Source organism: Clostridium sp. 'deep sea' (assembly GCF_014931565.1).
GTDB lineage: Bacteria > Bacillota > UBA994 > PWPR01 > PWPR01.
Window position 1 is genome coordinate 2,028,442 of sequence record NZ_CP063353.1, and the last position, 26,837, is coordinate 2,055,278.

Sequence of the window (26,837 nt, forward strand, 5' to 3'; positions counted from 1 at the left end):
TTTTTTTATTGTCACAAAAGACTCAGAACACAAAGGGTTTTAATTATAGTTTTATAAATGACACCGACAGATAGAATTAGGTTAAAACTTAATTTAGCTTAATACAGCGATATGCATACAATGCGTACCCTACCTAAATAATCCATACGTTATATCTGTTTGTTTAACTTTATAAAGTAGGCTTATTTAATAGTAATATATGCCACTAGCTATTTTATTTACTGCTCCTGTCATTAAGATTCCTTTTTCTTTTGAATATTGTATTGTTAGCAAGCCCCCATGCATGGTAACTAATACTTCGTTATTTAGTTTACCTGTTAGTACACCAGCTACTACACTGGCACAAGCTCCAGTTCCACAGGCTAGTGTTTGACCAACCCCACGCTCCCATGTTATTTGTTTTACTTCATTTTTATTAATTATTTCAACAAAGTTAGCATTTATTTTTTGAGGGAACATATTATGATTTTCGATCTGGCTGCCTATTTTTGCTATATTGATGTTAGCTAAGCTCTCTACAAATATTACTGTGTGTGGGGTCATTGTATTTAGTACAGAGATATTTAGCTTTGTATCATTTAGTTGTAGAGGTATATTTAATAAATCTTGTTTATCTGACAAAGCAGGTATTTGTTTAGGGCTCAGTAAAGGCTGCCCTAAGTTGGCTGTAATAGAATTATTTTTATTAATGTTCATATGCAGGTCACCGCCTGCTGTTTGTAAAGTAAATGTTTTTTTATTAATGATTTGTTGCTCTGTTACATAGTGTGCAATACATCTACTGGCATTGCCGCACATCGGAGCCTCTCCACCATCGGCATTAAAGAACTCCATTTTTATATCACTAGCTTTTGACAAAACAGCCATGCCATCTGCACCAATGCCAAAGTTACGATTACATACTTTTTGAGCCAGTTCATTGTAATTTAAGTTTAACACTTGCTCTTGCTCAAAAAAGATAAAATCGTTTCCTAAGCCTTGATATTTCACAAATTTTAGCTCTTTTTTTTCACTCATAATTTCACCTTTTATTTTTTTATTTTAGTTGGCTTACATATTAGTTCTTTCATTTCAGTGTCATAGTATTGCTGAGAATGGGCTGGTCTAATAATCCAAGCTGTATCTGCTCCCCTACCAGAGCCACCTATAACAATTATATCTTCCCCAAAAGGTATTAAGCCAGCATCAAGTGCCATTGTTGCTATTTCTGCACATACTTTTGTTCCTTGACCAAACATTCTTAATGTGTAGGCAGTTATGCTCTGAATACCATTGCCCCCAAATTTTCTTAAGGCCGCTCTTTCAATTCCCCCCATTAAATGAGTAGTTGTCAGTAGTTTTACTCCAGCCTTTTTTAGTTCTATTCTCTTTTGCTCACCCATTTCATCACAGCCAGGTTCTCTAAAGCCTACTTGGTGAGTAACACAAACGAGATTAAGTTTGCTATCTATTAAATATTTTAATGTATAGCCCGTGTTTGATGATACCACTATATGTTTTATTCCAGTCTCTTGAGCTTTTTTTAAAGCTAGTTCACAGGTTTTTTGGGTATTTAGTTTGCCAGGCTCTTTAAAATACATTTCTATTACTCCTCCTCTATCATTGTACTAAAGGGAATACTATCACTTGTAAATATTTGCTGATAGGGCATATAGCCTAGTTTTTCAAGTTTATTTATCAACTTATCATGGTCTTTCCGATTAATTACAATTGTATTTTCATTTATTAAACCGTGAATATAAGTAGCTAACTCAGGTGTGTACATCAGCTGTTTGGCAATGTTTTTATCTTTACAACAAATTAAAAGGGTATCTAATATATAAACTTTACCAAATTTATTACCCCAATCCTTTAATACTTGTATTAGATTATGAGGGATTTCTGTTACACTATATTTTTTTAAAAATTGCATTATATTCTTGAGTTTATGGCCTCTTAATAATGCATTATAAACTGAATCTTTGGTAATTTTATAGTGATACATTTCTTTACCACCAGAGTCTTCACAAAAACATGCTAATTGCCAATGAACTTTAAAATCAGCATGCAAAGATATTAGTATCTCTAAATTAGGCTGTGTTATAAAGCTAGTTTCTGCAAACCAATTTAGATTATTACTGTTTAGGTTTTTAAGAAATTGGTGATTTACCTTTATTAAATTTGTGTTTATATCAGTATACAATATTCCTAAATAACTTAGTTCGTTTATAGCCTTTACGAGCCATTCATTTTCTTTACTATTTACAGGGTTTATGCCACCATTTTCTTGATAGATGTTTCTTAACTGTTCTAATGTTAAGGTATAATTAGGTACGGTATTAAGTAGTGCTAAAAGCACAGCATTAGCTACCCTAGTTGAAGCATTAACGGGGTATTTAAGTATCCAATATTTTAAGATATGTTGCCATGCTGATACAGGGTTTTGTTCATGCCAGTTAAGTCCCTTTTCAGTTAATTTAACCTCACCCTTATTAACAATTGCTAGTTCACTATTAATTACATATTTATAAATAAAATCTACTTTGCTTCCTATATTAAATTCATTTTTGGTTTCATTTACTTGTAATTGATTGTTTAATTTATGAAGATCAGTTTTATAAAAACTATTGTTATTTGTTATTCTTATTTTGGTTTTATTAAGGCTATCCAAAAACCTTAGTATATCTTTAAGTAGTATTTCTCCTCCAGTAAACAAATAGTGCTCGCCTTCATTTGTTAAGCTTAGGTTGTTGTCTTTAACTATTTTAATAAGTATATCTTGAATTTCACTAGGTATATAGTATTGATGTTTTCTGTTTATATATATTAACCCTCTGCTTTGTAAGTTAACTAGTATTTCTAACTTAAAGTCAAAATAATAATTAAGGTAACTTCTCCAGTGGCGGTAATCAAAGTAATACTCAATGTTTTGAGTTAAAGCTATTGCCTTTAATAAGCTACTCTCCAATTGAGGTAGATTAATAATTATTTTATTCACTTTTTGAGGGTCTCTTAGGCAATTATATAAACCCTGATATAATCTGTTACCAGCAAACTCTAAATGCTCTAGCTGATAGTATTTTGCCATTCTACGCCAGTGAGTTATTCCAGCGTCTTGCAACGCCTCTGTGAGTTTCATTTTACTACCTTCTTTAATCATTATTTAAAACTACCGCTAAGTCTTTGGGTTCTAAGATATAGTATTTATAGCCCTGCTCAGTTAAAAATAGTTGTCTATTCATGGCAAAATCCTGCTCAGTGCTATCACGGCTTACTAAGGTATAAAAAGAGGCTTGAATCTCTTCTTCATTTGGTCTTAAAAGTCGACCCAGTCGCTGGGCTTCTTCTTGTCTTGATCCATATGAACCAGAGACCTGTATTGCCACAGAGGCTTCTGGTAAATCTATGGCAAAGTTAGCCACTTTTGATACAACTAATACAGTTATTTCTCCAACTCTAAACTTCTGGTAGTATTCTTCTCTTTGCCAATTAGGTGTTTTACCAGTTATAAGTACTGCCTCAAGCTCTTTTGAAATTTGTTTTAGCTGACTAATATATTGTCCAATTACTAGTATTCTCTCACTGCTATGTTTAGCTATTAGTCTTTTTATTATAGGTATTTTAGCATAGTTTTCAGCTGCAATTCTAAACTTTTTTCTTTTATCAGCAACTGCATATTTTAGTTTGAGTTCATCATCCATAGATATTCTTATTTCATAACACCTTGCAGTAGCTATATATCCTTGGCGCTCTAAATCGCTCCATGGTGCATCATATCTTTTAGGACCTATTAAACTATAAACATCGTCTTCACAGCCATCTTCACGCACTAACGTAGCTGTTAGACCCAGTCTTCTCCTAGACTGTAACTCTGTAGTTGCTCTAAAAACTGGTGCCGGTAATAAATGCACCTCATCATATATTATTAGGCCCCAGTCATGTTCATCAAATAACTGCATATGTTTAAATTTTTTATCTTTTTGACTGCGCCAGGTTAATATTTGATATGTGGTTATTGTTACTGGTTTTATTTCTTTTTTTTCTCCAGTATATTCTCCTATTTCATCAATTGTTAGGTTCGTTTTATCTAGCAATTCATTTATCCATTGTCTCACGGCCACTATTCCAGTTGTTATTATTAAGGTATATGTTTTAGTTTGGGCCATAACTCCCATACCAACAACTGTTTTGCCAGCCCCACAAGGTAGTACTACAACTCCGTTGCCACCTCTGGCAGTTCCATTAAGATAAAATGCTGCAATGCTTTGTTTTTGGTACTCTCGCAACTGCATGTCCTTGCCATTAAGGGTCTTTTGGCGAATACATATATCTAAAGGTTCTCCGTAAGAGTATCCTGCTAAATCTTCTACAGGATATTTAATTTTAATTAAGGCTTGTTTTAGTCTTCCTCTTGAGTTTTCTTGTATCTTTATTTCAGTACTTGAAACACGTTCAGCCAAATAACTTACCACAGATTGATGACTACTAATTTCTGCTATTACAGTTGCGTCTTCTATTTTTAATAGATAGTCATTATTTTTTTTTATAAGTTTAATTTGTCCATATCTTTTTGCATAGCTTAATATCTCAAAAATTATGTTTTGGGGTATATCAAATTTAACATATTGGTTTAGACCTTCAATTATTTCTTTACCACTCATTCCTGCAGCTACCGCATTCCAAACAGACAAAGGTGTTATTCTGTAGCTATGAATATACTCTGGACTTTTAACAAGCTCTGCAAAGCTACTTAAAAAATCTCTAGCTTCAGTAAATAGCTGATGTTTAACTTCTAGTAAGATTGTTCTATCACTCTGTACAACAAGTGGATTTGTTGGTTTATACACGCGTTATCCCCCATAATATTAATAGTAGCATCCTGCTATTATTGTACAGCAGATGCTACTATTATAAAAATTTTTTAGTTAAAAAATTAGCTAGTCTTTTATTAAGATTCCGCATTCTGGACAATATTTGCTATCTTCTGCCACTACAGCTCCACATTGGTGACAATTTTTTTGGTTTATATTATGTTTTACTTCTGTTTCATCCATACGTGAGCCACACTTGGCACAAAATGTTACATCTCTTTTTACTTCTTGCCCACAGTTCTTGCAAAGTACTACTCCTTTAACATCTAATAATTCTTTTCTTAGCTGGGCAATATTGCTTTTTATTATACTAATGTCTGAAAACATTACCATATAAGGTTCTTTAAACGACTCTCCATGCTGAAAGTCTTTATACATTTGTTCTCCTAACTCAGTATATATCTTACGAATTTTATTCTCTTCACTGTTTATTTTTGCAGAAAGTTTTGTTGTTTCAACTAATTGGCCTGACATTTTACCAATATCTTTAGTTACATTACGTAAAAAATCCATACAAACCACCTTTACTATATTTATTGTTATTATTTACCCAAAAAGCTCTTTACTATAACTCTATAAAAATCCTTAGTTTTTAGGTATACCGTTTTTAAATTATATTGAGTTATTACAATAAATATTAATATAGTTAACATAGTTACAATTACAAATATTTTTTTAGCAGTGTTTCTTAGCTCATATTCATTTTTCATGTTAAATATATAAACAGGTAACAATACTAGGTTTAAAATCGGTATTATACTTATTATTATTAGCAAAATATACTTATTTTTATCACTTACTAAACTAGGATCTGGGGAAATTATTATTTTTTTTGAAATTGCAGTTTTATTTTCAATAGCTCTAACCTCATTGTATGTTTCTTCAACTACTTTAGTTGTAGCTATTTCTTTTTGAACTTGTTTATCTTTTATAAGTAATTCTCCACATGATGGACATGTTTTTTCTGACTCTAATAACAAAACACCACAATTAAAACATGTTTTCATATTTATTCCCCCAGTAATAAACAACTCTCTAATAATAATGGTAGCATTTTTAAGACCCAAGTAAAAGTATAAGCTTTAATTTTTATTTAGTTTTTATAACATTAGTGTAGCAATAAAATAATGAATTAACTCTCTGTTGTTTAATGGCTAGTGCCTTTTATAAGATATATTAATTATATTATTTTGGCGAAACATCTAATTTAGTCTTGTTCTGTCTATAAGCAAAAATCATTCCTAAGAATGATTTTTTAGATTAGATATTTTGTTGATATTTTAGCTACCTGTTTAGCCACTTCTTGCCAACTAAAAACTCTAGTTACTCGCTCTTGGGGTAAGGGTTTACGATTATAAACACAGTCCATTAACAGCACATTAATTCCACCTTCAGCCAATCGACATGCAACATCGTAGTTATCTTCAATAAAGATTTGACAATTAAGTTCTTTGGCTTTATTTAATTTATAATGGGATCCTAATACATAAAATTCCCCAGGGAGTTTATGTTTTTTTAACCAAACAGCTGTTGCTTCAGTTAAAAAATGTTGACGAGCAGTTATATAACATAAGTTATAATTCTCATGCCAATCATTAATTACTGTTGCTGCATCGGGCCTTATTTTTGCCTGAACATGTAGTTGAGGTCCATGTACTGAGTAGTATTTCATAAACTGATCATTATCAATTTCATAAATATCACGCCAATCATATATATCAGATTCACCATATTTATAGTTTTTATTAAACTGCTTATTCAATTCTTCTACCCAAAAATCTGGGGCAGTTAGTGTTCCATCTATGTCTATCCCTATTGTTGTTTTTTTATTCATAGTCTCTTCCTATTCTGCACATACAGGTGATAATGTTATGAAGGTATTTTATATTTTCTTCGGGCTCATTAGGTAATTTATTTGTTAATGAGAATAACATCATCATTATAGTGGGCTTCATTCTTATACTTATTGACTCAGGTATTTTTGAGCCTGTTAATTTAATACTATAATCATCGTAGATATTCTGGATCATTGTCTCTATATTTTTAAATAATTTTTTTATTTCTTCATTTACATCTTTGTGAGAAACTAACAGTTCTTTTTTCTGAGAAAAGACTTTATACAAGTGTTTCCATCCCTGTTTTGAGTTGCCATGTAACTCTTTTTGCATGAGACGTAAAAAATTATACACACGCTGCTCTGGGTCGTCTGTTTTTTCTATCGCTTTTTTTATGCTTGCTACGGTTGTGGTTAGTTTATGCTCAAATACTGCATAAAACAACACATCTTTATTTTTATAGTAATTATAAAGAGTGCCTACTGCAATTTGAGCTTTACTGGCTATTTGACGTATATCAGTTTTTTCATAACCCTGCTCTATAAATAGCTCTGAAGCAGCATTTAATATTTTACCCTCAATATTTTTAATGATTTTTGGCATTCTCATACCTCTTTACTTTGTTTAATCATTACAGAAAATTAAATATAACTTTTAGGCAGACACTAAAGTGCCTGCCTTAGGTTATTGGCTTTTATTTATAGCCCTAATGCTTTTCTTAAAACTGGCTCAATAAATCCATGAATAACTTCGTCACCAATTACTGTTACTGGTACACTACGCTTTTTATAAACCTGAACTAACTCTTTTCGAGCTTCGCTGTCTTTTCGTATGTCTTTTAATAAATAATCAACCTGATTATCCGCGAAAAATTGTTTAATCGCTACACAAGCACCTCAACCATCCATTGAGTACAATACAACTTGTTTATCCATTTTAAACTCTCCTTAGATTTATTGACTACTCAACTAAATACGCCTATTTTACAGCTAAGCAAAAAACTGCTCAACTTCATGTGTGTAAACACTTTGAATTAGCTGCCTACCTATTATTATTATATAAAGCTTACCTTTATATTACAATATAGAATATGTTAAGATTTATAGTTCGGAAAATTTGCCAATAATATTACGGGTGTTTTCTCAGTATTTTTTAAGCCATGTATTACTCCAGCGGGTGCATAAATAGTGTCTCCACATTCAAATTTTTGGTAGTCACCATTAATTAGCACTATACCATTGCCCTCTAGAATGTGAAATATCTCTAATGTTTCGTGGCTATGGGGTTTAATTTCACCATTTTCTAATACTTTAACCAATGCTGTTTTTATATTATTACTAATTGTTTTATCTACTAATGTTTTTATTTCTACATTTACATGAGCTGGATTATCTTGATAAGTATTGTAATCTCGCTTTATAAGCTGTGTTTTTAACATGTTTTTATCCTTATCCTGTTTGAATTGTTGCCATCATTTCTATTAATTTTGACAAAAGTGGTATTTTAGATATAAAGCCAAGCTTTGTTACCATTTTTCCATATATCTCTGTTTTAGCAACAGGACCAAATGCCCGAGAATCATGAGAATTTGCTCTATTGTCACCCATTATAAAGATGTGTTCTTGTGGAATTTGAATTTCAGAGATATTTCTATTACCAGAAAAGTATTCAAAAGGTTCAGTTACTTGTTCACCATTTATATAAGTATAACCATCAGATAATGCCAAGCTATCATTTGGTAAACCAACAACTCGCTTTACTAGCCATTTATCCTGCCATTTTACAACTGCTACATCAAACCGCTCAACTTTTTGAGTTCTTAATACTAAAACACAATCTCCTGTATGGAAATTGGGTTGCATTGATGGCCCTGATATATAAACTATGCTTACAAATCTTGTTAAAATCAGTAGTGTTAATAGTATTACAGCCATAATTAAGTCGCCACGATTATGATTTTTAATAGAATCATAAAGCAAATAACCACTGTATACTGCTACAATAATAAACAAGATTATTCTCACTATATGCACAAAATCAACCCCCACAGTTATGTTGTTATTTATCTAATTAATTTTCTTACATTACCTTCACGTTTTGTTATTCTACTTTGATCAAATGTTTCCAATAATGGTAAGGCATATTTTCTACTAGTATTTAGTAAATTTCTATATGTTGCTAAGTCTATACTATCATGTTCTTCAAAATATGCAACTAATATTTTAAGAGCTTTTTCATAATTTGTTTGTAACAAGTAGATGTTTTCAGTCAGTTTTATGGCTTGATTATTCCTTAACATGTTATTAAGTATTTCTTTAAGTTCATCTACTTTTACAGCCAGTTCTTCCGACATTTCATTAACTCCAAGTGGTGCAAATTGACCCTCTTGTAGTTTTTTTATAACGTTTTCATACCACCTTAAATATTTACCTGTGTACTCTACTTTAAAATTATTAAGTTTAACAAAATCTCCTGTGTCGTATATTTCTCCAGTCTCCGACAAAAGTATTATTAGCTGTTGGTATAGTTTAGCACTAGCTTTAGTTAAAAAACGTGACCTTATCTCGGCTCTAGCTGCTCCCTCTCTTAGTGGGTATTTTTTATGATAAGTGCTTAAAAATTTTATTATTTCTGCCCTTACACTATCTAATTTAGTACTTAATACTAGGTAATTAATTGAGTCAATAGATATTGGTATAATTTCCTCTGCTTCTATGAGTTCATTTATAGCCTCAGCTGCATCTCTCAAACCAGTGTTTCTTATAGCAGCCTCTCTCTCAAAAATAAGTTGATTTTCTTTTTTCAAGCTATTAATTATAATATCTGCTGATTGACCAGTTGCCTTAAGATTAAGGTCGTCTAAAACTCCTGACCTAAACCTCCGCTTTTTAGTTGGATTGGCATCTATTATATATCCCCCACCAATAGTCTCTAGGGGAGAGTATGATCTTATTACAAAGCGATCATCTCGCATGGTTACTAGAGTCTGCTCTAATCTTATTTGCACAGGCAATTCTTCTCCTGGCCACATTTCATCTCTTTCAAAAAGTACTACTCTACCCAATACCTCTGACGTTCCAGTGTAAAATCTTACTCTATCCCAGTGCTTTAAAGGTCTACTATTATCAGGTAAAAGCTTTAACATTACATCTAACATCATAGTGGCTCTTAGCAGCTTTTGAGGAGCTAAAACCTGTCCGCGTTGACACTCTTCAACTGTAACATCAGCTAAATTTAGGGCTACTCGCTGACCAGCAAAGGCCTCTTCGGCTTTTTTACCATGTATTTGAATATTTCTAATACGAGTTTTTTTGGATAATGGTTGTAGCTCTGCAGAGTCTCCTACTTTAATTGAGCCCTCCATTAAAGTTCCGGTAACAACTGTGCCAAAACCCTTTATTGGAAATGATCTATCTATGGGCATTCTAAAATCACACTCAGTGTCTCTGGCAATAGACTGCTCGGTTAGGATATCTATTTGCTTTACAAGTTCATCTAAGCCTAGTGACTGTGGTGCAGACACCTGAACGATAGGTGATTCTGCTAAAAATGTATCTTTAAGCTGTTCTCTAATTTCTTCAATAACAAGCTCACGCCACTCTTCATCTACCATATCGATTTTTGTTAAAGCAACCATACCACTTTTTATGTTTAAGAGGCTTAGGATATTTAAATGCTCTTTTGTTTGGGGCATAATACCTTCATCAGCTGCTACTACTAACAGAACTACATCAAAACCAATAGCTCCTGCTAACATGTTTTTTATAAATTTTTCATGACCAGGAACATCTACTATTCCTGCTCGTTTTCCACTCGGTAAATCAAACCAAGCAAAGCCAATATCAATGGTTAAGCCTCTCTGTTTTTCCTCTTTTAAACGGTCTGGGTCAATACCTGTTAAAGATCTAATTAGAGTTGACTTACCATGGTCAACATGACCTGCTGTACCAACAATAACATGTTTCAAGTTTACCCCTCCATTAGTCCCTGTTTTAGAACTTCAATTAAATCAGCTTCTTCATCTGTTGCAATGGTTCTTAAATCTACTAATAAACCGTCATTTTCAATACGAGCTATTAAAGGAGTTGATCCTAACCTCAATCGTTCTTCATATTTATTTACACTCATGCGGCGTGGTGTTACAACAATACCAGCAGACGGTAACTCTTCTAGTGGCAATGCTCCGCCACCAACCTGACCAACTGTATCACATACCTGTACAAAGGCATAATCAGCTACCTCAGCTAAAATTTTATCTTTAAGCTGATTAGCTCTTTCTTTTAGCTCATTTTGATTATAATTTAACATTGTAAGAGTTGGTATTTTATTTATTGCTACTTCTTCGTCTAAATATAATTTTAGGGTTGCCTCTAAAGCAGCTAAAGTAAGCTTGTCTATTCTTAATGCTCGATTTAAGTGGTTTTCTTTCATTGCTTTTATATACCTAGATTTACCCACTATAATACCAGCTTGAGGTCCTCCTAAGAGTTTATCACCACTAAAGGTAACTACATCTACTCCAGCCCTAACTACCTCTGGTACAGTTGGCTCATAACTTAAGTTAATTTTACGTGGATCTATAAACATGCCACTACCTAAGTCATCTAATACAGGTATATCATATTTTTTAGAGAGTTTAACTAACTCGGTATTGGGCACTTCTTCAGTGAATCCTAGTATTCGATAGTTACTTGTATGCACCTTTAATATTAAGGCAGTATTTTCAGTAATAGCTCTCTCATAATCTACTAAATGGGTTTTGTTGGTAGTACCAACTTCGTGTAAAAAACAACCACTCTGTTCCATAACAGCTGGGATTCTAAAAGAACCTCCAATTTCAATTAATTGACCTCTTGATACAATTGCTTCTTTTCCTTTAGCCATGGTGTTTAAGGCTAATAATACTGCTGCTGCATTGTTATTAACTACTAAGGCATCTTCTGCACCAGTTATTTCTTTTAGAAGCGTAACTACATGATCATACCTAGATCCTCTACTGCGCTTTTCCAAGCTATACTCTAGTGTTGAGTATGATGAAGCAACCTGCTCAACCTGTTGCCTTGCACTATTCGAGAGTTTGGCTCTCCCCAGGTTAGTATGTAGCACTATACCTGTACCATTTAAAACCCTACGTAGTGAATTAACCTGCTGTCTTTTTACTAAGTTTAAAAAAGTACTTATTACTGTTAATTCAACATCTTCAACTTGTTTGCCATTAAGAATATCTGTTCTTACTTGTCCTATGGCAACTCTAACAGAATCAACAACTATTTTATGACTCAACTCATTTACCCACTGAGCAATATCTGTATTCTGTAAAAGCTCATCAACCTTGGGTAATTGACGTAGTAATTTCTGCATTCATCCAATCCTCCATGATTATAAATAAAAGTCGACTTTTGCTAATCTATATAATAGTTTAGTCTTTAAGCCTACTCTTAAATCACTGTGTAGCTAAAATCCTTATAAAACATCACTAATTTTAAGGAGATCGCACATTCTACAGTAATTTTTATTAGTATTTAAATCAACTCGCACATATGAAACTGAAGCCACAGCTTTTAATGCATTTCTTTCTGCATTTTGGCAATATATTCAACTCATACCTGCCACATTTAATACTTTTATCACAGTAAAAATCACCTCCTATATTAGTTAACTAATATTATACTTTTGTTTATTTTATAAATCAAATTAAGCTAGTTCCAGTGTGAGTTTTTTATTCATAACATGTTATGAATACTTTTATAAGCAGGTGTATACATATGAAGGCCTTAGTTTTAGGTGGCGGCGGTGCTCGAGGTGCTGCCCATATAGGAGTTTTACAGGCTCTAAGTGAAAATAATTATGAATTTAATATTGTTACTGGAACAAGTGCAGGCTCTTTGGTGGGTGGTTTTTATGCTGCAGGTTTTACACCTACTGAGATTGCTAAAATATCTAGTGAAATAAACTGGGAGATATTTAATATAAGATGGTTTTCTTTATTAATAAATATTCTTAAAAGTGTGTTGTTTATAAAGCATGAGCCATATATTACAACTGATAGTTTAATTAATACAAAAAAATTTGAAAGAATTTTAAAAAAACATTTAGGAAACACTGATTTTAATAAGCTAAAATATGATTTTGTAACTCCCTGCAGTAGACCTCCATACTGGTGAGGTAGTTACCTTTTGCAAAGAGGGCTCTTTGAGTCGTGAAACCCCTTTATTAACAGACAAAAAACTATGGCAAGCTATGCGATCTTCAATGGCTTTACCGGTAGCTTTTTCGCCCATGGAATTTGCTCCTTGGCTTTTAACAGATGGAGGAGTAAAAGAAAATTTACCTGTAGACTTAGCAGCAGAACTTGGTGCCACAAGTGCTTTAGTGGTAGATGTCAGCCCTCCTATGCCTCCCCTAAAACACGATAATTTTATGCATATTGGTTTAAGGGCGCTAGATATTATTGGGCAAGAAAGCAATGATTGGACTACAAAAATAAAGGTGGACATTATTCAACCTAATGTAGCAAAAATTAATACTCTGGACTTTAATAAGTTAGATGAAGCAATTGCAGCTGGTTATAAGGCTGGTTATGATTATTTAAAGCAGCATGATATGAGCAAAAAAGGCTGATTAATATTCTTTTACATTAGCAAACTTTAAACATAGGTACAGCAATATTTTAGTGTTTTGATTATTTAACTTAATGTTTAAAATTTCTTCGATTTTTTTTAATCTTTTATAGAGGGTATTTCTGTGTATAAATAAATTTTGAGAGGTCTTTAAAACATTATAATCGCTATTAATAAATTGCACTAAAGTATTAAAATATTCACATTTATTTTTAGTATCATAGTGCTTTAGTTTAACAACTATCTCCACAAATGCCTTATTTAAATGTTTATTGTCTTTTAACTCATTAAGTAAGTTATCTACTATTAAATTTTTAAACTCATAAACTGCATTTTTATCTATTTTAGTAGCATACTCTATACAAAACATTGCCTCGTCATAAGCATCAGCTATACTGCTCAGGTTGTTAAATTGCTCACTAATAGCCATTATAAAGTCACAGTTAGAATATAACGAATTAAGATCCTTGTAAATAAGGTCACATATTATTTTGTTTTCTTTATGAAGATGGATATTGTTTTCTATGCAAATTATCATTGATGAGTTTGTTATTATATAATTATGAGGTAATTTTTCTTTTAAATATTTAGCTATGTCTGCAATATTTTTTACTAAATTTGTTTTATGGGTAAGTTTTAGTGCCCAAAGATATCTTTTTTGTTTAATATTTATATTAAAATACTCAGCTTGTTCCATTAGTTTAGACTGAGCTAATTTATTATTTATTAGTAAATCCTTGATAAAGCTCTCTACAGTTTCATACTGTTTTTTGGGTTTACAAACATCATTCACCATTGATATTGTTAGGTAGGGAACAGTGCGATTTATTATTTTCAGCTCTAAGTCACTTATTAACTTATCGTTTAAAACGATACATAAATATCCTAGATTAGCCACTATAGTTTTTAAAGGAAATATATACGTCTGTTTATTATTGATTTTAGTTAAAAAATAGTCATTATTATCAATTATTTTGCTATTATGTTTAATAATTTGATTTATAATGGCTTTTGTATTTATTTCATAATTGTGATTATAGTTTGCTAATACTTGGTGTTTAAGCTCCGAAACTACTATAAAAGATTCATTAAGATGTTTTGACAACAATTCTACAATATTTTTTAGGTAGTAATTTTTTTTACTCACCTTTAATATGTCTTCATTATACTTCATTAATCTGTAATTTATATAGTCTTCGCCACCTAATATATTACTAATAATTGGCCAAATAAAGTCGTTATAGCCCAAAAAAATAGGTATTTCAAAAAATGGAAAATTAAGTTTATTAGCTAACTCAATTGCCTCTTTGGGAATACTTTTTAAAAACCTATCTGTTTTTATACCTAAACCTACTGCCTGTTTTTGTTTAAGTATTTTGATTACATCAACTAACTCAATTTCTTTTTTATAGATAAAATAACCAGTAGTTATTATCAAGTCATTTTTACGAGACCAAAGTATACCATCGGGCACCTCTAAAACACCAATATCTTTAATCTCTTCATTTAAACCCTTTTTTCCAGCCAAAAGCTTTATGTTTCTCATTTTGGAGTTTAACTCAAATACATCTTTGACCTTCATATAATCACCACCAGTTAGTAATCTGAACTCAATTATAAACGATATTCTCTTTTAAAAAAAGAAGAGTAGTATTACTATTTTGTTTAAGTTATAAACTAAAATAGCAATACCACTTAATAGTTAAAATTATTAATACTAGGGCTTAGTTGCCTTTTGTTTGAAACCTCTTCATATCTCCATACAGTTTTTGAATAAGCTCATATTCTTGATGATCATAAAATACGCATTTTGACTCACCATAGTCTTTGGCCACCTCTAATGCAAACCTGGCTGTCATTTCTATATCAGTAATATGAGTTGCTCCAGTAGCACAACCCGCAACAGGCACCTCAGTGGTAATTGCTACCCCTATTACTGGCGCTTTAGTAGCTACTGCTGGCTGAAGAATACTATTTAAATGGTATAAACCATTTCCGTATGGTGTAATATCTTGCTGTGATAGGGGGAATACGTATGGCATTCTGCCAGTTGTTCTCATTATTATCTCTAATATATCATTACTGACTTTTAAAATATAACCCTCTTTAACTGTATTAGATACAGCAAAGCCTCTTGTATTAATAACTTTATTTCCTTTTGTAGTATCTATTGATAATATAGCATCCATTTCGGGTGTAACTTCGTACTTATTAGATGTTTGTGAATCGATTGGTGACCCCATAAATGGTACAGGAAAATGCTCTCTGGTAGGGGCATTTGGACAAATATGGGTTGTTATAATAACATCACCTTTAAGCACATCACCATTTTTTTGCATATCTATTAACTTTAACGCCACTGATAAAGCTGTTAAAGCACCATCTCCATCTGAAACAAATCCAATTACCTCAGGCCGTGCACCTATACCACCAAGTCTACCTGTTATACCTAGGGTTTTTGTCTCTCCTCCTGCAATTTTTCCATTGCTTCCTGCTATTGTAATTTTGATAACGTCTGTACTTCCACTTTCACCAAAAACAGTTTGAACATCTACATCTTTTGCGCCTCTACTTTTTAATAGGTTGGCAACCTCTTCGCCACTAGCTGTTGCTTTGTCTAGTAACTCATACATCTCTAATACCTGCTTCAACATAAACTTTCACCTCATTATTATTTTTTATCTATAGTTAATTAAAATACGCTTTTTGCAAACATAATGTATTTATTGTAAAAGCCTCAGCAAAAACAGGATCTACTATGGGTAATTTAAGTTGTTTTGCTAAAATTGAGGTTATGCCTACTGTAGACATACCTGTACAAGCCAATAAAATAACCTCTGCACCTAAATGTTTTAGCTCTTTTGCAGCGATTATGATAGCCAGCTGTCCCTCTTTAGTATATAAATCGTTGGTATTTTTTACACCTTGAGGTTTAATAAATTTAATTATATTATTTCTTAAAATATTTTTAATTGAACAGGGAGCATCCTCACGAATACCTATAATACCAATTTTTAATCCATAGTTAAAACAAAAGCTAGCTGAGGAATGGCCTGCTCCTACTATAGGTATATCAATCTTATTTTTTAATTTATTTACACAAGGGTCACCTGCACAGCTAACTACTATCCCCTGATACTTATGCTTTATATCTTCTACTATTTTTTCAATTTTCAACTCAGCTAATGCATGGCTAGCGTCATCATGCACACCATTATATTGATTAGCTATACAATATGAGGTAGTTTGTAAGTTAGGGAAATAGCTTTCTATAAGCCTTCCATGCTGATTAAGCTTTTCTTTGTCATTTAAAGTAACCACTCTTATTACAGCAATTTTAAATTTATGCATTATAAATAACACCTCTAAAATTAGCCTTTGTTATTATTTAATTTATCATACTTAGCACTGTGCATGAGGCGATTATTATTCACTATATGTGTACAAAGTGCACATCTATACTTAGTATTAGAAATTAAAAGTTTTACTAATATAAAAATCTGAAAAAATAGTACAACTATCTTTTCAGATTAAACCATAAATCATATTATTAAATTTTATTAGTCTGTATTTTTTTTCAACATAACAAATGGCTGATTATATTCCTCATGTTTGGTAATAGTAACATTTACTCCATATATTTCTTTTATATTACTCGGAGTTAATACCTCTTTAGCAGTACCATCTGCCAATATCTTACCATTTTTAAGGGCTATAATCCGATCACAGTATAAAGCAGCTAAGTTTAAGTCATGCATAATAGCTATTATTGTTAACTCACGCTGCTTGTTTAGGCTCTCAAACACATTAAAAACATCTACCTGATGCCTAATATCTAAATCTGATGTAGGTTCATCCATTAGCAATAATTTAGCCTCTTGAGCCAGTGCTTGGCTAATAACCACACGTTGTTTTTCTCCACCACTAAGCTCATAAAAGCCTCTATCTCTTAAATCCCATATATTTGTATGTTGCATAAAGCCCTTAATCACCTCTAACGATTGATTAGGGTGGGCATATCTACCCAATTTAACTATATCACTGACCTTATAGTTAAAGCTTATGCTCGTACTTTGATTAACAACTGCTACTTTACGAGCCATTTCAAGATGACTTAACTTAGTAATATCAGCGTTTTCTATGGTAATACTGCCCGTTTTTAAAGGCAGTAGTTTTGTTACAGCCTTTAAAAACGTAGATTTTCCTGCTCCATTTGGTCCAATAATGCCAATACTCTCACCGTAGTTGACATTTAAACTAAAGTTTTTTAGTACTGTTTGGTTATAACCAACTGTTATATTGTCTATTTTTAAATGACTCATTATTGAATTAGGCTAAAGCAGCTTGGGCTTTTTTTATTCCTTTATTTAATCTATTAAGAGCCTCTTCTTTTCCTAATAACTCTAAAACATCATAGGCTCCACCAGGGGTTGACTCTAAACCAGATACAGCTATTCTTAATGGCCATAATATTCTGCCAGTTTTAACTGCTAGTTCTTTTGTTGTTTGTTTGAGGGTAGCTTTTAAACTATCTTTATTCCAATCACTTAGTTTATTTAGGGCTTCATAAGAGCTTTTTAAACTCTCTAAAGCTTCGGCTAAGCCAGTTTTAGTTTTTTCATGTTTAAACATATTAACATCAAACTCAGGCAAGTTAACTAAAAAATCAACCATATCTGGTATTTCACCTAAAACTTCTACTCTGTTATGCAGTAGCTGAGCCACCTGATCTTTATTTATTTTAGTGTCTTTAAAAACACTATTTAGATATGGCATAGCTTGTTTATTAAACTGCTCTGGGCTAAGGTTTTTAATATATACACTATTCATCCAGCGTAGTTTTTTAATATCAAATACAGCTGGTGATTTACTTAAGCCAGCAATACTAAATTTCTCTTTAAGCTCATTTAAGCTAAATATTTCTTGCTCTGTTCCTGAGCTCCAACCCAACAAGGCTATATAGTTAACTATGGCATCAATTAAGTATCCTTTTTTATAAAAATCACTAAAGGCTGCATCACCATCACGTTTACTTAGCTTTTTGCCACCCTCTCTTATAATAGAGGTTAAGTGTACATAGGTTGGCACCTGCCAACCAAAAGCCTCATAAAGCAGGTTATACTTTGGTGAAGAAGATAAGTACTCTGTACCCCTAACTACATGGGTAATTTTCATAGCATGATCATCAATAACATTGGCAAAGTTATAAGTTGGTAGTCCATCTGCCTTTAGCAAGACCTGATCCTCAAGCTCTTCATTTGGTACTGTTATTTCGCCAAAAACGGCATCCTTAAAAGTTGTAGACCCCGTCACGGGCATTTTTTGTCTTATGACATATTCTTCGCCTGCATCTATTCTCTTTTGGGCATCTTCTTTACTTAAATCTCGGCAGTGTCTATCATAACGCCAAACACCACCCGCCTCTTTTCGAGCCTCATTCAATCTTTCCACAGTACAAAAACAAGGATATGCATGTCCAGACTCTACTAACTGATGCGCAAACTTTGAGTAAGTATCTTTTCTTTGACTCTGAACATAAGGTCCATAATCGCCCCCCACTTTGGGTCCTTCATCATACTCTAACCCAATCATGTCTAAGGTCTCGTAAATTACATCTAGGGCATCCTCAACATAACGACCTTGATCAGTATCCTCAATTCTTAAAATAAACTTTCCTTTGTTAACACGAGCAATTAAATAAGTATATAATGCGGTTCGCAAATTACCAATATGCATATAGCCTGTTGGACTTGGTGCAAACCTAGTACGCACTGTGGTCATAATAATCCTCCTAAGTAATTATCTACTTTATACCTTGCTGTTGACAGTCATAACATAATCCATAAAATCTCAAAGAATGGTCTTTTATTAAGAATTTATTTTCTTTCATAATTCTGTCTTCAAGCTTTTCAAGCAAATCATCATTAAATTCAATAATGGCACCACAACTAACACAGAATAAATGGTGGTGATAATGTTCCTCATCATTAATTTTTAATTCGTATCTTGCTCCTTTATCTCCAAATTCCATTTTATGAACTATGCCTAATTCTACAAAAGTATCTAGGGTTCTATACACGGTAGCTATTCCTAAATCTGGGTAGTGTTCGTGGGTAATATTGTATAACTCCTCAACGCTCAAATGCGAATGACGATATTCTAATAAGGTCTGTAAAATAGCTTGCCGTTGGCTAGTTAGTCTTAAATCATTTTCTTTTAGTTTTTTTCTTACACTATCTATTATTTGTTCCATAATATTACACCCATTATATATCAATGTTTTTTTCTTTTAAAACTAAAGCAACAATATCTCTGACAGCAAATACCAAGGTACCGCCACCAAACATAACCATCAGCGGAGAGTTTAAATTGTTAGTTCTATAAGCAACTGCAAAAATAAAAATTGCTATTACTATGTATAAACCCGGTCTTTTAAGTTCTTGTTTATACTTTTTAATGAAATCTATCATTAATAGGTCACCTACCTTTTTAAACTTTTATCTTATCTATAATTCTATCATAATTTGAGATAGTTTAACAAAAAAACGTTCAATATAGTAGGTTAATGTTTAAATTTTAACTTTTGCTGATTATTTTAATTAAGTAGTTTAAGTTTTAAGAGCATAATAAAATTTGTAACAAAAAAAGCTGTCAGCTAAATAGCTACAGCTTTTGTATTTTACTTTGCTAAGAAAAAGACTCCAAATAACATGCCACTTAAAATAACAAAGGCGGGATGTATTTTCAAAAAATGCAATGCTACAAAAGCAACCCCTGCAATAATAAAAGAAACAGGTGTGCCCATTGACTTAATACCCATTTTGTAGGTCATAAGTATTAACAATACAATTACAATAGGTCTTATTCCTTTAAGCAAACCTTGTACTTGTGGTTGATCTTTAAACTTAAAGAAAAAGGATATCATTAAAACTATGGCAATAGTAGATGGCAAAATCATTCCTAATAAGCCTACTACAGCTCCTAAAACACCAGCTTGTTCAAATCCTATTGATGCTGCCATTTTAGTTGCTATTGGTCCTGGCAAACAGTTACCCATAGCATATAAGTCACCAAACTCTTGAGCTGTCATCCACTGATATGTTTGTACAGCTTCAATCTCTAATAAAGGAATTGATGCTTGCCCACCACCAAAACCAAGAGTACCCACACGCAACATAGCTACAAATATATTCCAGAGTGTTTGTAACATTAGCCTCCCCCTTACTTGGTATACAGTATACAATACTATTTTCTCTTCTGCAAGCAAAGAGTTATTTACTTATTACAGTAACTACATTGCTCATTTTTAGTCAGTTTTATAACCTGCCATTGCTGTTGCCAAATATCTATAAATAAAAGATTACTCATATAGGCTTTAGGGTCTAATAAGTATTTGATTGCCTCTGTTGCTTGAAGTGAACCAATAATATAGGTTAAAGGTCCAAAAATACCATAACTCTCAGTGGCTGGTATTAGATCTTCACTTGGAATTTCGGGCACTAAACAGCGATAACAGCCAAGTTTTGGTTTAAATAATACTACTCTTCCTTCAAAACCTAAAGCAGAACCATGAACCCAGGGTAGGTTACTGCTAATAGTATAATCATTAATTATCATACGGGCCTTAAAATTATCCGTAGCATCAATAACTAAGTCTATATCACTTAAAAAACTGCCTATATTATACTTACTTATAAATTCAGTATAACTATCTATTTTTGTTTCGGAGTTACTCGATAGTAAAAATTCTTTAGCTGCATGTACTTTGTATTTTTCTTGAGTTACGTCTTTTTCAGTGTAGATTTGTTGACGGTGTAAGTTAGTTATAGAAACTTTATCTCCATCTATTAATCGTATATAACCAACTCCTGCTCTCACAAGGTTATTAGCAACCGCTGAGCCTAAAGCTCCGCAGCCAATAATAGCCACCCTTGCTTTGCCTAGTTTTATTTGACCCACTACCCCTATTTGAGGTAAGATAAGTTGCCTTTGATAACGATTTTCCATAAAAACACCCTTTAATACATAAGTTTATAGTTAAGTGACTCAATAATAAACCCCGATAATTTTAAGAGTTTTTTTGAACCACAAAAGGACAAGAATACATAACTTGCTTAAATTATTTCTAAATGCGTTACTTTTTATTACAACTGGTTTAGTTTATAGTATTAGCTTTTCAATATCATTAAATTTTATGCGACAGGACTTTTATCTTACATGTTTATTTAAAATTTCAATTGTGCCACAATGGTATCGCTATATGTTCAAGCTTCCTTGTTTATAACCTGTTAAATCAAGAGTAATGTATTTAAAGCCAATTGCTTTTATGCTACTAACAATTTCATTTCTTAGCTTATCATTCAGTAGTTTCTTAAAATCCTCTGCAAAAATCTCTATTCTGGCAATATCACCGTGGTATCTTAAGCGGTATTGTTTAAACCCCTGTTTTTGCAAAATTATTTCGCCCTGCTCTATTTTATGGAGATTCTCTTTGGTGAGTTGAGTGCCATAGGGTATTCTTGAAGCTAAACAAGCAAACGATGGTTTATTTGCTGTAGGTAAATCATATTTTTTAGATAACTCGTATATATCGCTCTTATACATCTCGGCTTCTGCAAATGGATGCCATACCAGCAATTCTTGGCAGGCTTTTAAACCCGGTCTATAGTCATCAAAATCGTTCATATTAGTGCCATCAGCTATATAGTAGTTTTTATATTTTTGACATTTTTCTATAATGAAGCTAAAAATCTTCTTTTTACAATAGTAACAACGATCTTTATTATTTTCTGTTATATCACTAAAGTTAAGCAATGGAATATCAAACACTTTATGCTCTACCCCTAGCTGCTTAGTATATTTTTGTGCAAAATCAACCTCACTACTCATATGTAAAGGAGATTTTGCAGTAACAGCTAATACATTAATAACAGGTATTTTACTAGCTATATATAATAGTAGAGTACTATCAACACCACCAGATAAAGCAATTATTACTTTCTTTTTTGCTGTTAGTAGTTCTATAAGTTTACGTTCTTTATTCTCCACCATTGTAGTTATAACCTCCATTTTACTATCCTAATTACCACTAGCTCTTAGTTAAAATTTTATTAAAGGGGCTAAGATTAACAACAATTCTTGTTAATACTACAGCCCCTTTTATTATAATCTAATTTTCAACATTATTTTATGGTAATTGTTTCTCGTATACATTCCAGAGAACGTTTAAGCGATGTTTCTTTAATTCCATATCTTTTTGCAATTTTTTGAAAGTCACAATCAAAGTTAAACATTTCAAGTATATGGCACTCCATAGCAGCTGCCCAAACCGTAGACTTACTAATTCTTCTTGGATTTGGATAAGACACATTGCAGTATCTATACCAGAGTTTCATACCCATATTAACAATTACTTGGCTTTGATAAGCCTCTAAATTTTCTTTAATCATACGTGCAGCTACAATAAATGGCATTGTAACTTTCACTTGATAACTATTATCTAAGTGATAGGTTTTATTACTACATTTAATAACAGATATATATTTTAAACTAGGGTCATATTGCTCTAACACATGATATTTCATGTCGTCATAAGCAGATAACATTAATTCCTGTAAAATTGTTTTTTGCATTTCTTTATTTAGTGCGGGTATACAATTAAGAACCATATTTACTATATCCGGTGTACCATACCTAATATAATACTTCATACATAAATAGAGAACTTGACGCTCTTCTTCTGAATAATTTGTAACCTCACTATCGTATCCAGATTGAATCATATTAATTATTGGCCAATCATAATTGTAACTACACACAGAAGAAATTATGCCTAAGTCTTTAATCTGTAATAATAATTGATAATACAGTTCTGCAGGAGAGCGAATATCATCTATTAAGGCAGCTTGTCTCCAGTAAAATTTAGCGTCTCTTTCTTTGCCTAAGTTAATAGATGCGACACCCAATTGATAAAACATTTCAGCATTATATTCTCCACCCCAATAAACCTCTCTTAGCCACTCATAGGCTCGTTTATGTTTACCTATAGTACCCAATGTTTGGGTCCATCTTAATACCTCATTTAGGGCTGAAAATTCTATTTCAATCATTTTTTCAATAATTGCTTGAACCCTTAGGTCATCACCTTTTTGGTAGTAATAAAATATTAGATTACAATAAGCGCCAACGTTATTTTTATCTTTTGCTAATACACTTTGAACATAGTCTAAACCCTTTTGTTCTTCTCCAGCCAAAAAACAAATTAGGGTTGTTCTATTTAGTAAAGGAAGACTTTCTCCCTCTGTAGTTAGAGTACTCTCACAAATTTTAAGAGCCTCATCATAAGCATGAGTATTAATCATACCAGCCAGTTTTTTTTCTAGTTCTAACATGACTAAATGGGAGCTATTCATATTATTAGAATCGCTTGAACTTGTTCTACTATCTTCTAATAACTTTAATATATGCCTTGCAGCTGTTTCTAAATCTCCATTAGGCTCTAGTTCAAGATATTTTTCCATATATTTATAAACTAAGTCAATATCTTCTGTTTCAGCATAACACACTGCTAAATGAAAATAGGCTTCTGAAAAATTCTCATCTCTCTTTAATACTTCGTCATGCCAAATTGAAATAGCCGTATTATACTCCCCTAGCTCTTCGTATGTGAGTGCTAAATTATAATAATTCCATATATCTTCTGGATTATATTTAATAGCTGATGTAAGCAATTCACATACTCTACGTAAATTTCCTCGTTCATATTCACGCATTGCTCTGCTAAAATAAAACTGGGAACTGCGACCAAATGGTACCACTTTACTTACATCTGAGATTCTATTTTCTCTTATCATTAAAACAGCCCCCTTTATGAAATGAATTATATCATACATTTAAATAAGTCTGAATAAAAAAAACATTAATTTACCTTGCTTTTTTGATAATAATGTGTTACATTGCCAAAAACAACGTTATAAGAAGAGGGTTTTTACAATGTTAAATTACCAAAAGCAAATAGCTTTGTTGCTAACTGAGCAACTACAAAATGTCGACAAAAATACCATTTTAAGTTTAATTGAGATTCCACCTAAAGATGATATGGGAGACTATGCTTTTCCATGTTTTAAACTTGCCAAGGTATTAAGAAAATCACCGAAATTAATTGCTGAAGAATTAGCAAAGAACATTGAATTACGCCCTTTCTTACAAAGAGTATCTGCAGAAGGTCCTTATGTAAACTTCTATATTAATAATTCGCATTTTGCAAAAAATGTATTAGAAACTATTTTTGAAGCTGGCACAGATTACGCCAAATTATCTAATAATAATAAAACTGTAGTAATAGATTACTCTTCACCTAATATTGCCAAGCCATTTCATGTTGGTCATTTACGTTCAACTATTCTTGGTCAGTCTTTGTATAATATATATACCCATTTAGGGTATGACTGCATTGGGGTAAACCACTTGGGTGATTGGGGAACCCAGTTTGGTAAACAAATATTGGCTTATAAACTTTGGGGTAATGATGAAGTAATTAAAAAAGACCCTATTAAAGAGTTTGTGAAACTATATGTTAAGTTTCATGATGAGGCGGATAAAAATCCTAAACTTGTAGACGAGGCAAGGGCTTGGCTTAAAAAATTAGAAGAAGGTGATGAAGAGGCCATTGCTATTTGGAAGTGGACAGGTGAAGAAAGTTTAAAAGAATTTAATATGTTTTATAAAAAACTAGGTGTTAAATTTGATTATAACACTGGTGAAAGTTTTTATATAGATAAAGTTCCAGCAGTTATAGCGGAATTACAGCAGAAAAATTTATTAACAACTAGTGAGGGTGCTCAAGTCGTTGAGTTAGGTGAAGATATTCCCCCCTGTTTGATTATGAAGGCAGATGGTACAACTATTTATGCCTCGAGAGATATTGCAGCCGTATTATATCGTAAAAAAACGTTTGATTTTGACAAGGTTATTTATTTAACTGACTACTCTCAAAATCTTCACTTTAAACAGTGGATTAAGGTTGTAGAATTAATGGGTTATGATTTTGCTAAGGATATAGTACATGCCTCTTTTGGTAGAGTTAGCTTGGCCTCTGGACGCATGCAGACCCGTAAAGGAAATGTAATATTGCTTGAACAGTTATTAAATGAAGCTTTAACAAAAACTAATCAAGTAATAGAAGAGCGTAATCCAGACTTACCTAATAAAGAAAAAGTTGCTGAGCAAGTGGCTGTTGGTTCTATAATTTTTAATGATTTATATAATAATCGTATTAGCGATATTGTATTTAATTGGGATGAAGTTCTTAATTTTGAGGGTGAAACAGGACCATATTTACAATATGCTTATGCTCGTTCATGTCGAGTACTAGAAAAATGCAATGTGGAAATTAGTACTGATATTAATTATGAATTATTAAGTGACGTTGAATCGGTTAATTTACTAAAATCAATTTATAAATTTCCGCAAGAAATATTAAAAGCTGCTGAAGATTATGAGCCATCATTAATTGGACGCCAAGTTATGCGAATAGCTCGTAATTTTAGTAAATTTTATAATACAAATCATATACTTACCGAAGATCAAGAGTTATGTAAAGCTAGAGCATTATTATGTTTTGCTGCTAATACTGCCATAAAAGTTGGCTTAAATTTACTTAATATGCCAGCTCCCACAAGAATGTAATGAGAAACAAAATTATATAAAAAGGTTGCCAATTGGCAACCTTTTTTGGTTTGAGATACACTTAATATTTATCATATATTTCATTACTGAACATATAATTAAGCTTATTTATAGGTATGCCTCATAATTTGTCTATTACCCGGGAAATATCGTTTTTAAAGTCGAAACCAGTGTATATATGGCGCTGTTTAATTGAATCTTTAAAATAAAGACCTGCAAAAAACAATTTTGACTTACATAAAGTTAATTGTTTTTAGTTTAAAACCACCAAGAACACAAAGCACACGAAGATGTTTTAGGTTCAATTTAATTAAGTGGTTTAAGAATGAAACCCTGTGCCTTTATTTAAAAAACACCTAAATACTGCAAAGGCTGCCATATTAGTTTTTTTATTTTGGCTAACATAATACCCCAGTTTTATGTTTTATTTCTACGATTATTTTAAGTTTCTTTTTTAAATGTACCTTATTTTCTTGCCAAAACAGACTAAGTTTACTTTTGTTTTTTAAGGTATCTGTTTTCTCCGAAAACAGACTAGCTATACTTTTGTTTTTTAAGGTATCTGTTTTCTTTCGAAAACAGACTAGGTGTACTTTTGTTTTTTTAAGGTATCTGTTTTCTTTCGAAAACAGACTAGCTATACTTTTGTTTTTTAAGGTATCTGTTTTCTTTCGAAAACAGACTAGGTGTACTTTTGTTTTTTTAAGGTATCTGTTTTCTTTCGAAAACAGACTAGGTGTACTTTTGTTTTTTTAAGGTATCTGTTTTCTTTCGAAAACAGACTAATTATACTTCTATTTTTTAAGGTATCTGTTTTCTTTCGAAAACAGACTAGCTTTACTTTT

At 32.1% G+C, this 26,837-nt stretch carries 26 protein-coding genes; 3 read left to right on the forward strand and 23 right to left on the reverse strand.

Features of this window, described 5'->3' with window-relative positions; all coding sequences use genetic code 11:
- Positions 1 to 186: 186 nt before the first annotated feature.
- The 12 genes from dapF to selA form a co-directional block, all read right to left on the reverse strand.
- Positions 187 to 1,017 carry a diaminopimelate epimerase gene (gene dapF / locus IMX26_RS09315; RefSeq protein WP_195158117.1) on the reverse strand — a complete coding sequence of 277 codons (831 nt, stop codon included), beginning with the start codon at positions 1,015 to 1,017 and terminating at the stop codon, positions 187 to 189.
- Between the two features lie 11 nt (positions 1,018 to 1,028).
- Complete coding sequence (locus IMX26_RS09320) at positions 1,029 to 1,580, reverse strand: pyruvate kinase alpha/beta domain-containing protein (protein WP_195158118.1); 552 nt, start codon at positions 1,578 to 1,580, stop codon at positions 1,029 to 1,031.
- 5 nt (positions 1,581 to 1,585) lie between these two features.
- Positions 1,586 to 3,139 (reverse strand): helicase-associated domain-containing protein, encoded by a 1,554-nt coding sequence (locus IMX26_RS09325; RefSeq protein WP_195158119.1) that lies wholly within the window; start codon positions 3,137 to 3,139, stop codon positions 1,586 to 1,588.
- Positions 3,132 to 4,826: a DNA repair helicase XPB gene (locus IMX26_RS09330; RefSeq protein WP_195158120.1), complete on the reverse strand. Its 1,695-nt coding sequence runs from the start codon at positions 4,824 to 4,826 to the stop codon at positions 3,132 to 3,134. Before IMX26_RS09330 ends, IMX26_RS09325 begins: the two co-directional genes overlap by 8 nt.
- Positions 4,827 to 4,916: 90 nt before the next feature.
- Positions 4,917 to 5,363 carry a zinc ribbon domain-containing protein gene (locus IMX26_RS09335; RefSeq protein ID WP_195158121.1) on the reverse strand — a complete coding sequence of 149 codons (447 nt, stop codon included), beginning with the start codon at positions 5,361 to 5,363 and terminating at the stop codon, positions 4,917 to 4,919.
- Positions 5,364 to 5,392: 29 nt separating this feature from the next.
- Positions 5,393 to 5,857, reverse strand: coding sequence for a hypothetical protein (locus IMX26_RS09340; protein WP_195158122.1), 465 nt, complete (start codon positions 5,855 to 5,857; stop codon positions 5,393 to 5,395).
- A gap of 248 nt (positions 5,858 to 6,105) precedes the next feature.
- Positions 6,106 to 6,684, reverse strand: coding sequence for a hypothetical protein (locus IMX26_RS09345; protein ID WP_195158123.1), 579 nt, complete (start codon positions 6,682 to 6,684; stop codon positions 6,106 to 6,108).
- Positions 6,677 to 7,288, reverse strand: a complete 612-nt coding sequence (locus IMX26_RS09350; protein WP_195158124.1) for a TetR/AcrR family transcriptional regulator — start codon at positions 7,286 to 7,288, stop codon at positions 6,677 to 6,679. Before IMX26_RS09350 ends, IMX26_RS09345 begins: the two co-directional genes overlap by 8 nt.
- A 490-nt stretch (positions 7,289 to 7,778) precedes the next feature.
- Positions 7,779 to 8,123, reverse strand: a complete 345-nt coding sequence (locus IMX26_RS09360; protein WP_195158125.1) for a cupin domain-containing protein — start codon at positions 8,121 to 8,123, stop codon at positions 7,779 to 7,781.
- Between the two features lie 10 nt (positions 8,124 to 8,133).
- Entirely contained in the window at positions 8,134 to 8,718 is a 585-nt protein-coding gene (lepB, locus tag IMX26_RS09365; protein WP_195158126.1) for a signal peptidase I, read from the reverse strand.
- Between the two features lie 29 nt (positions 8,719 to 8,747).
- Complete coding sequence (selB, locus tag IMX26_RS09370; RefSeq protein ID WP_195158127.1) at positions 8,748 to 10,652, reverse strand: selenocysteine-specific translation elongation factor; 1,905 nt, start codon at positions 10,650 to 10,652, stop codon at positions 8,748 to 8,750.
- A gap of 2 nt (positions 10,653 to 10,654) precedes the next feature.
- Positions 10,655 to 12,046 (reverse strand): L-seryl-tRNA(Sec) selenium transferase, encoded by a 1,392-nt coding sequence (gene selA / locus IMX26_RS09375; RefSeq protein WP_195158128.1) that lies wholly within the window; start codon positions 12,044 to 12,046, stop codon positions 10,655 to 10,657.
- 404 nt (positions 12,047 to 12,450) lie between these two features.
- Here selA and IMX26_RS18115 point away from each other — a divergent pair, with 404 nt between their 5' ends.
- Positions 12,451 to 12,849 carry a patatin-like phospholipase family protein gene (locus tag IMX26_RS18115; protein ID WP_195158129.1) on the forward strand — a complete coding sequence of 133 codons (399 nt, stop codon included), beginning with the start codon at positions 12,451 to 12,453 and terminating at the stop codon, positions 12,847 to 12,849.
- A gap of 28 nt (positions 12,850 to 12,877) precedes the next feature.
- On the forward strand, positions 12,878 to 13,306 hold the full coding sequence (locus IMX26_RS18120) for a patatin-like phospholipase family protein (RefSeq protein ID WP_195158130.1): 429 nt from the start codon (positions 12,878 to 12,880) through the stop codon (positions 13,304 to 13,306).
- On the opposite strand, the gene IMX26_RS09390 is transcribed toward IMX26_RS18120, so the two are convergent.
- The 11 genes from IMX26_RS09390 to IMX26_RS09440 all read right to left on the reverse strand — a co-directional run bounded on the left by IMX26_RS09390 (position 13,307) and on the right by IMX26_RS09440 (position 24,158).
- Positions 13,307 to 14,887, reverse strand: coding sequence for a PucR family transcriptional regulator (locus IMX26_RS09390; protein WP_195158131.1), 1,581 nt, complete (start codon positions 14,885 to 14,887; stop codon positions 13,307 to 13,309). It lies immediately after the preceding gene.
- Positions 14,888 to 15,029: 142 nt separating this feature from the next.
- Complete coding sequence (locus IMX26_RS09395; protein WP_195158132.1) at positions 15,030 to 15,959, reverse strand: DUF1177 domain-containing protein; 930 nt, start codon at positions 15,957 to 15,959, stop codon at positions 15,030 to 15,032.
- Between the two features lie 34 nt (positions 15,960 to 15,993).
- The gene (locus IMX26_RS09400) at positions 15,994 to 16,656 is read right to left on the reverse strand and encodes an aspartate/glutamate racemase family protein (protein WP_195158133.1); all 663 of its coding nucleotides are present in this window, start codon (positions 16,654 to 16,656) and stop codon (positions 15,994 to 15,996) included.
- A gap of 209 nt (positions 16,657 to 16,865) precedes the next feature.
- On the reverse strand, positions 16,866 to 17,627 hold the full coding sequence (locus IMX26_RS09405) for an ABC transporter ATP-binding protein (RefSeq protein ID WP_195158134.1): 762 nt from the start codon (positions 17,625 to 17,627) through the stop codon (positions 16,866 to 16,868).
- A 7-nt stretch (positions 17,628 to 17,634) separates the two neighbouring features.
- The gene (gltX, locus tag IMX26_RS09410) at positions 17,635 to 19,086 is read right to left on the reverse strand and encodes a glutamate--tRNA ligase (RefSeq protein ID WP_195158135.1); all 1,452 of its coding nucleotides are present in this window, start codon (positions 19,084 to 19,086) and stop codon (positions 17,635 to 17,637) included.
- Between the two features lie 22 nt (positions 19,087 to 19,108).
- Entirely contained in the window at positions 19,109 to 19,558 is a 450-nt protein-coding gene (locus IMX26_RS09415; protein ID WP_195158136.1) for a Fur family transcriptional regulator, read from the reverse strand.
- 13 nt (positions 19,559 to 19,571) lie between these two features.
- On the reverse strand, positions 19,572 to 19,775 hold the full coding sequence (locus IMX26_RS09420; protein WP_195158137.1) for a hypothetical protein: 204 nt from the start codon (positions 19,773 to 19,775) through the stop codon (positions 19,572 to 19,574).
- Between the two features lie 209 nt (positions 19,776 to 19,984).
- The gene (locus tag IMX26_RS09425) at positions 19,985 to 20,515 is read right to left on the reverse strand and encodes a chromate transporter (protein ID WP_195158138.1); all 531 of its coding nucleotides are present in this window, start codon (positions 20,513 to 20,515) and stop codon (positions 19,985 to 19,987) included.
- A gap of 65 nt (positions 20,516 to 20,580) precedes the next feature.
- A complete protein-coding gene (locus IMX26_RS09430) occupies positions 20,581 to 21,312 on the reverse strand; it encodes a HesA/MoeB/ThiF family protein (RefSeq protein WP_195158139.1) in 732 nt (243 codons plus the stop codon).
- Positions 21,313 to 21,561: 249 nt separating this feature from the next.
- On the reverse strand, positions 21,562 to 22,374 hold the full coding sequence (gene larE, locus IMX26_RS09435; RefSeq protein WP_195158140.1) for an ATP-dependent sacrificial sulfur transferase LarE: 813 nt from the start codon (positions 22,372 to 22,374) through the stop codon (positions 21,562 to 21,564).
- Between the two features lie 113 nt (positions 22,375 to 22,487).
- Positions 22,488 to 24,158 (reverse strand): tetratricopeptide repeat protein, encoded by a 1,671-nt coding sequence (locus IMX26_RS09440; RefSeq protein ID WP_195158141.1) that lies wholly within the window; start codon positions 24,156 to 24,158, stop codon positions 22,488 to 22,490.
- 139 nt (positions 24,159 to 24,297) lie between these two features.
- On the opposite strand from IMX26_RS09440, the gene argS reads away from it, so the two are divergent.
- Entirely contained in the window at positions 24,298 to 25,992 is a 1,695-nt protein-coding gene (gene argS / locus IMX26_RS09445; RefSeq protein WP_195158142.1) for an arginine--tRNA ligase, read from the forward strand.
- Positions 25,993 to 26,837: the final 845 nt, after the last annotated feature.

Coding starts and splice junctions, on each gene's coding strand:
- IMX26_RS09430 (WP_195158139.1), bottom strand. CDS start 21,312: ATGGAAAATCGTTATCAAAGGCAACTTATCTTACCTCAAATAGGGGTA.
- IMX26_RS09400 (WP_195158133.1), bottom strand. CDS start 16,656: ATGCATAAATTTAAAATTGCTGTAATAAGAGTGGTTACTTTAAATGAC.
- IMX26_RS09420 (WP_195158137.1), bottom strand. CDS start 19,775: ATGATAGATTTCATTAAAAAGTATAAACAAGAACTTAAAAGACCGGGT.
- IMX26_RS09350 (WP_195158124.1), bottom strand. CDS start 7,288: ATGCCAAAAATCATTAAAAATATTGAGGGTAAAATATTAAATGCTGCT.
- IMX26_RS09360 (WP_195158125.1), bottom strand. CDS start 8,123: ATGTTAAAAACACAGCTTATAAAGCGAGATTACAATACTTATCAAGAT.
- dapF (WP_195158117.1), bottom strand. CDS start 1,017: ATGAGTGAAAAAAAAGAGCTAAAATTTGTGAAATATCAAGGCTTAGGA.
- IMX26_RS09395 (WP_195158132.1), bottom strand. CDS start 15,959: ATGTTGAAGCAGGTATTAGAGATGTATGAGTTACTAGACAAAGCAACA.
- gltX (WP_195158135.1), bottom strand. CDS start 19,086: ATGACCACAGTGCGTACTAGGTTTGCACCAAGTCCAACAGGCTATATG.
- argS (WP_195158142.1), top strand. CDS start 24,298: ATGTTAAATTACCAAAAGCAAATAGCTTTGTTGCTAACTGAGCAACTA.
- IMX26_RS09345 (WP_195158123.1), bottom strand. CDS start 6,684: ATGAATAAAAAAACAACAATAGGGATAGACATAGATGGAACACTAACT.
- IMX26_RS09325 (WP_195158119.1), bottom strand. CDS start 3,139: ATGATTAAAGAAGGTAGTAAAATGAAACTCACAGAGGCGTTGCAAGAC.
- IMX26_RS18115 (WP_195158129.1), top strand. CDS start 12,451: ATGAAGGCCTTAGTTTTAGGTGGCGGCGGTGCTCGAGGTGCTGCCCAT.
- IMX26_RS09390 (WP_195158131.1), bottom strand. CDS start 14,887: ATGAAGGTCAAAGATGTATTTGAGTTAAACTCCAAAATGAGAAACATA.
- IMX26_RS09335 (WP_195158121.1), bottom strand. CDS start 5,363: ATGGATTTTTTACGTAATGTAACTAAAGATATTGGTAAAATGTCAGGC.
- selA (WP_195158128.1), bottom strand. CDS start 12,046: ATGCAGAAATTACTACGTCAATTACCCAAGGTTGATGAGCTTTTACAG.
- IMX26_RS09415 (WP_195158136.1), bottom strand. CDS start 19,558: ATGGAACAAATAATAGATAGTGTAAGAAAAAAACTAAAAGAAAATGAT.
- IMX26_RS09320 (WP_195158118.1), bottom strand. CDS start 1,580: ATGTATTTTAAAGAGCCTGGCAAACTAAATACCCAAAAAACCTGTGAA.
- IMX26_RS09440 (WP_195158141.1), bottom strand. CDS start 24,158: ATGATAAGAGAAAATAGAATCTCAGATGTAAGTAAAGTGGTACCATTT.
- IMX26_RS09425 (WP_195158138.1), bottom strand. CDS start 20,515: ATGTTACAAACACTCTGGAATATATTTGTAGCTATGTTGCGTGTGGGT.
- larE (WP_195158140.1), bottom strand. CDS start 22,374: ATGGAGGTTATAACTACAATGGTGGAGAATAAAGAACGTAAACTTATA.
- IMX26_RS09405 (WP_195158134.1), bottom strand. CDS start 17,627: ATGAGTCATTTAAAAATAGACAATATAACAGTTGGTTATAACCAAACA.
- IMX26_RS09340 (WP_195158122.1), bottom strand. CDS start 5,857: ATGAAAACATGTTTTAATTGTGGTGTTTTGTTATTAGAGTCAGAAAAA.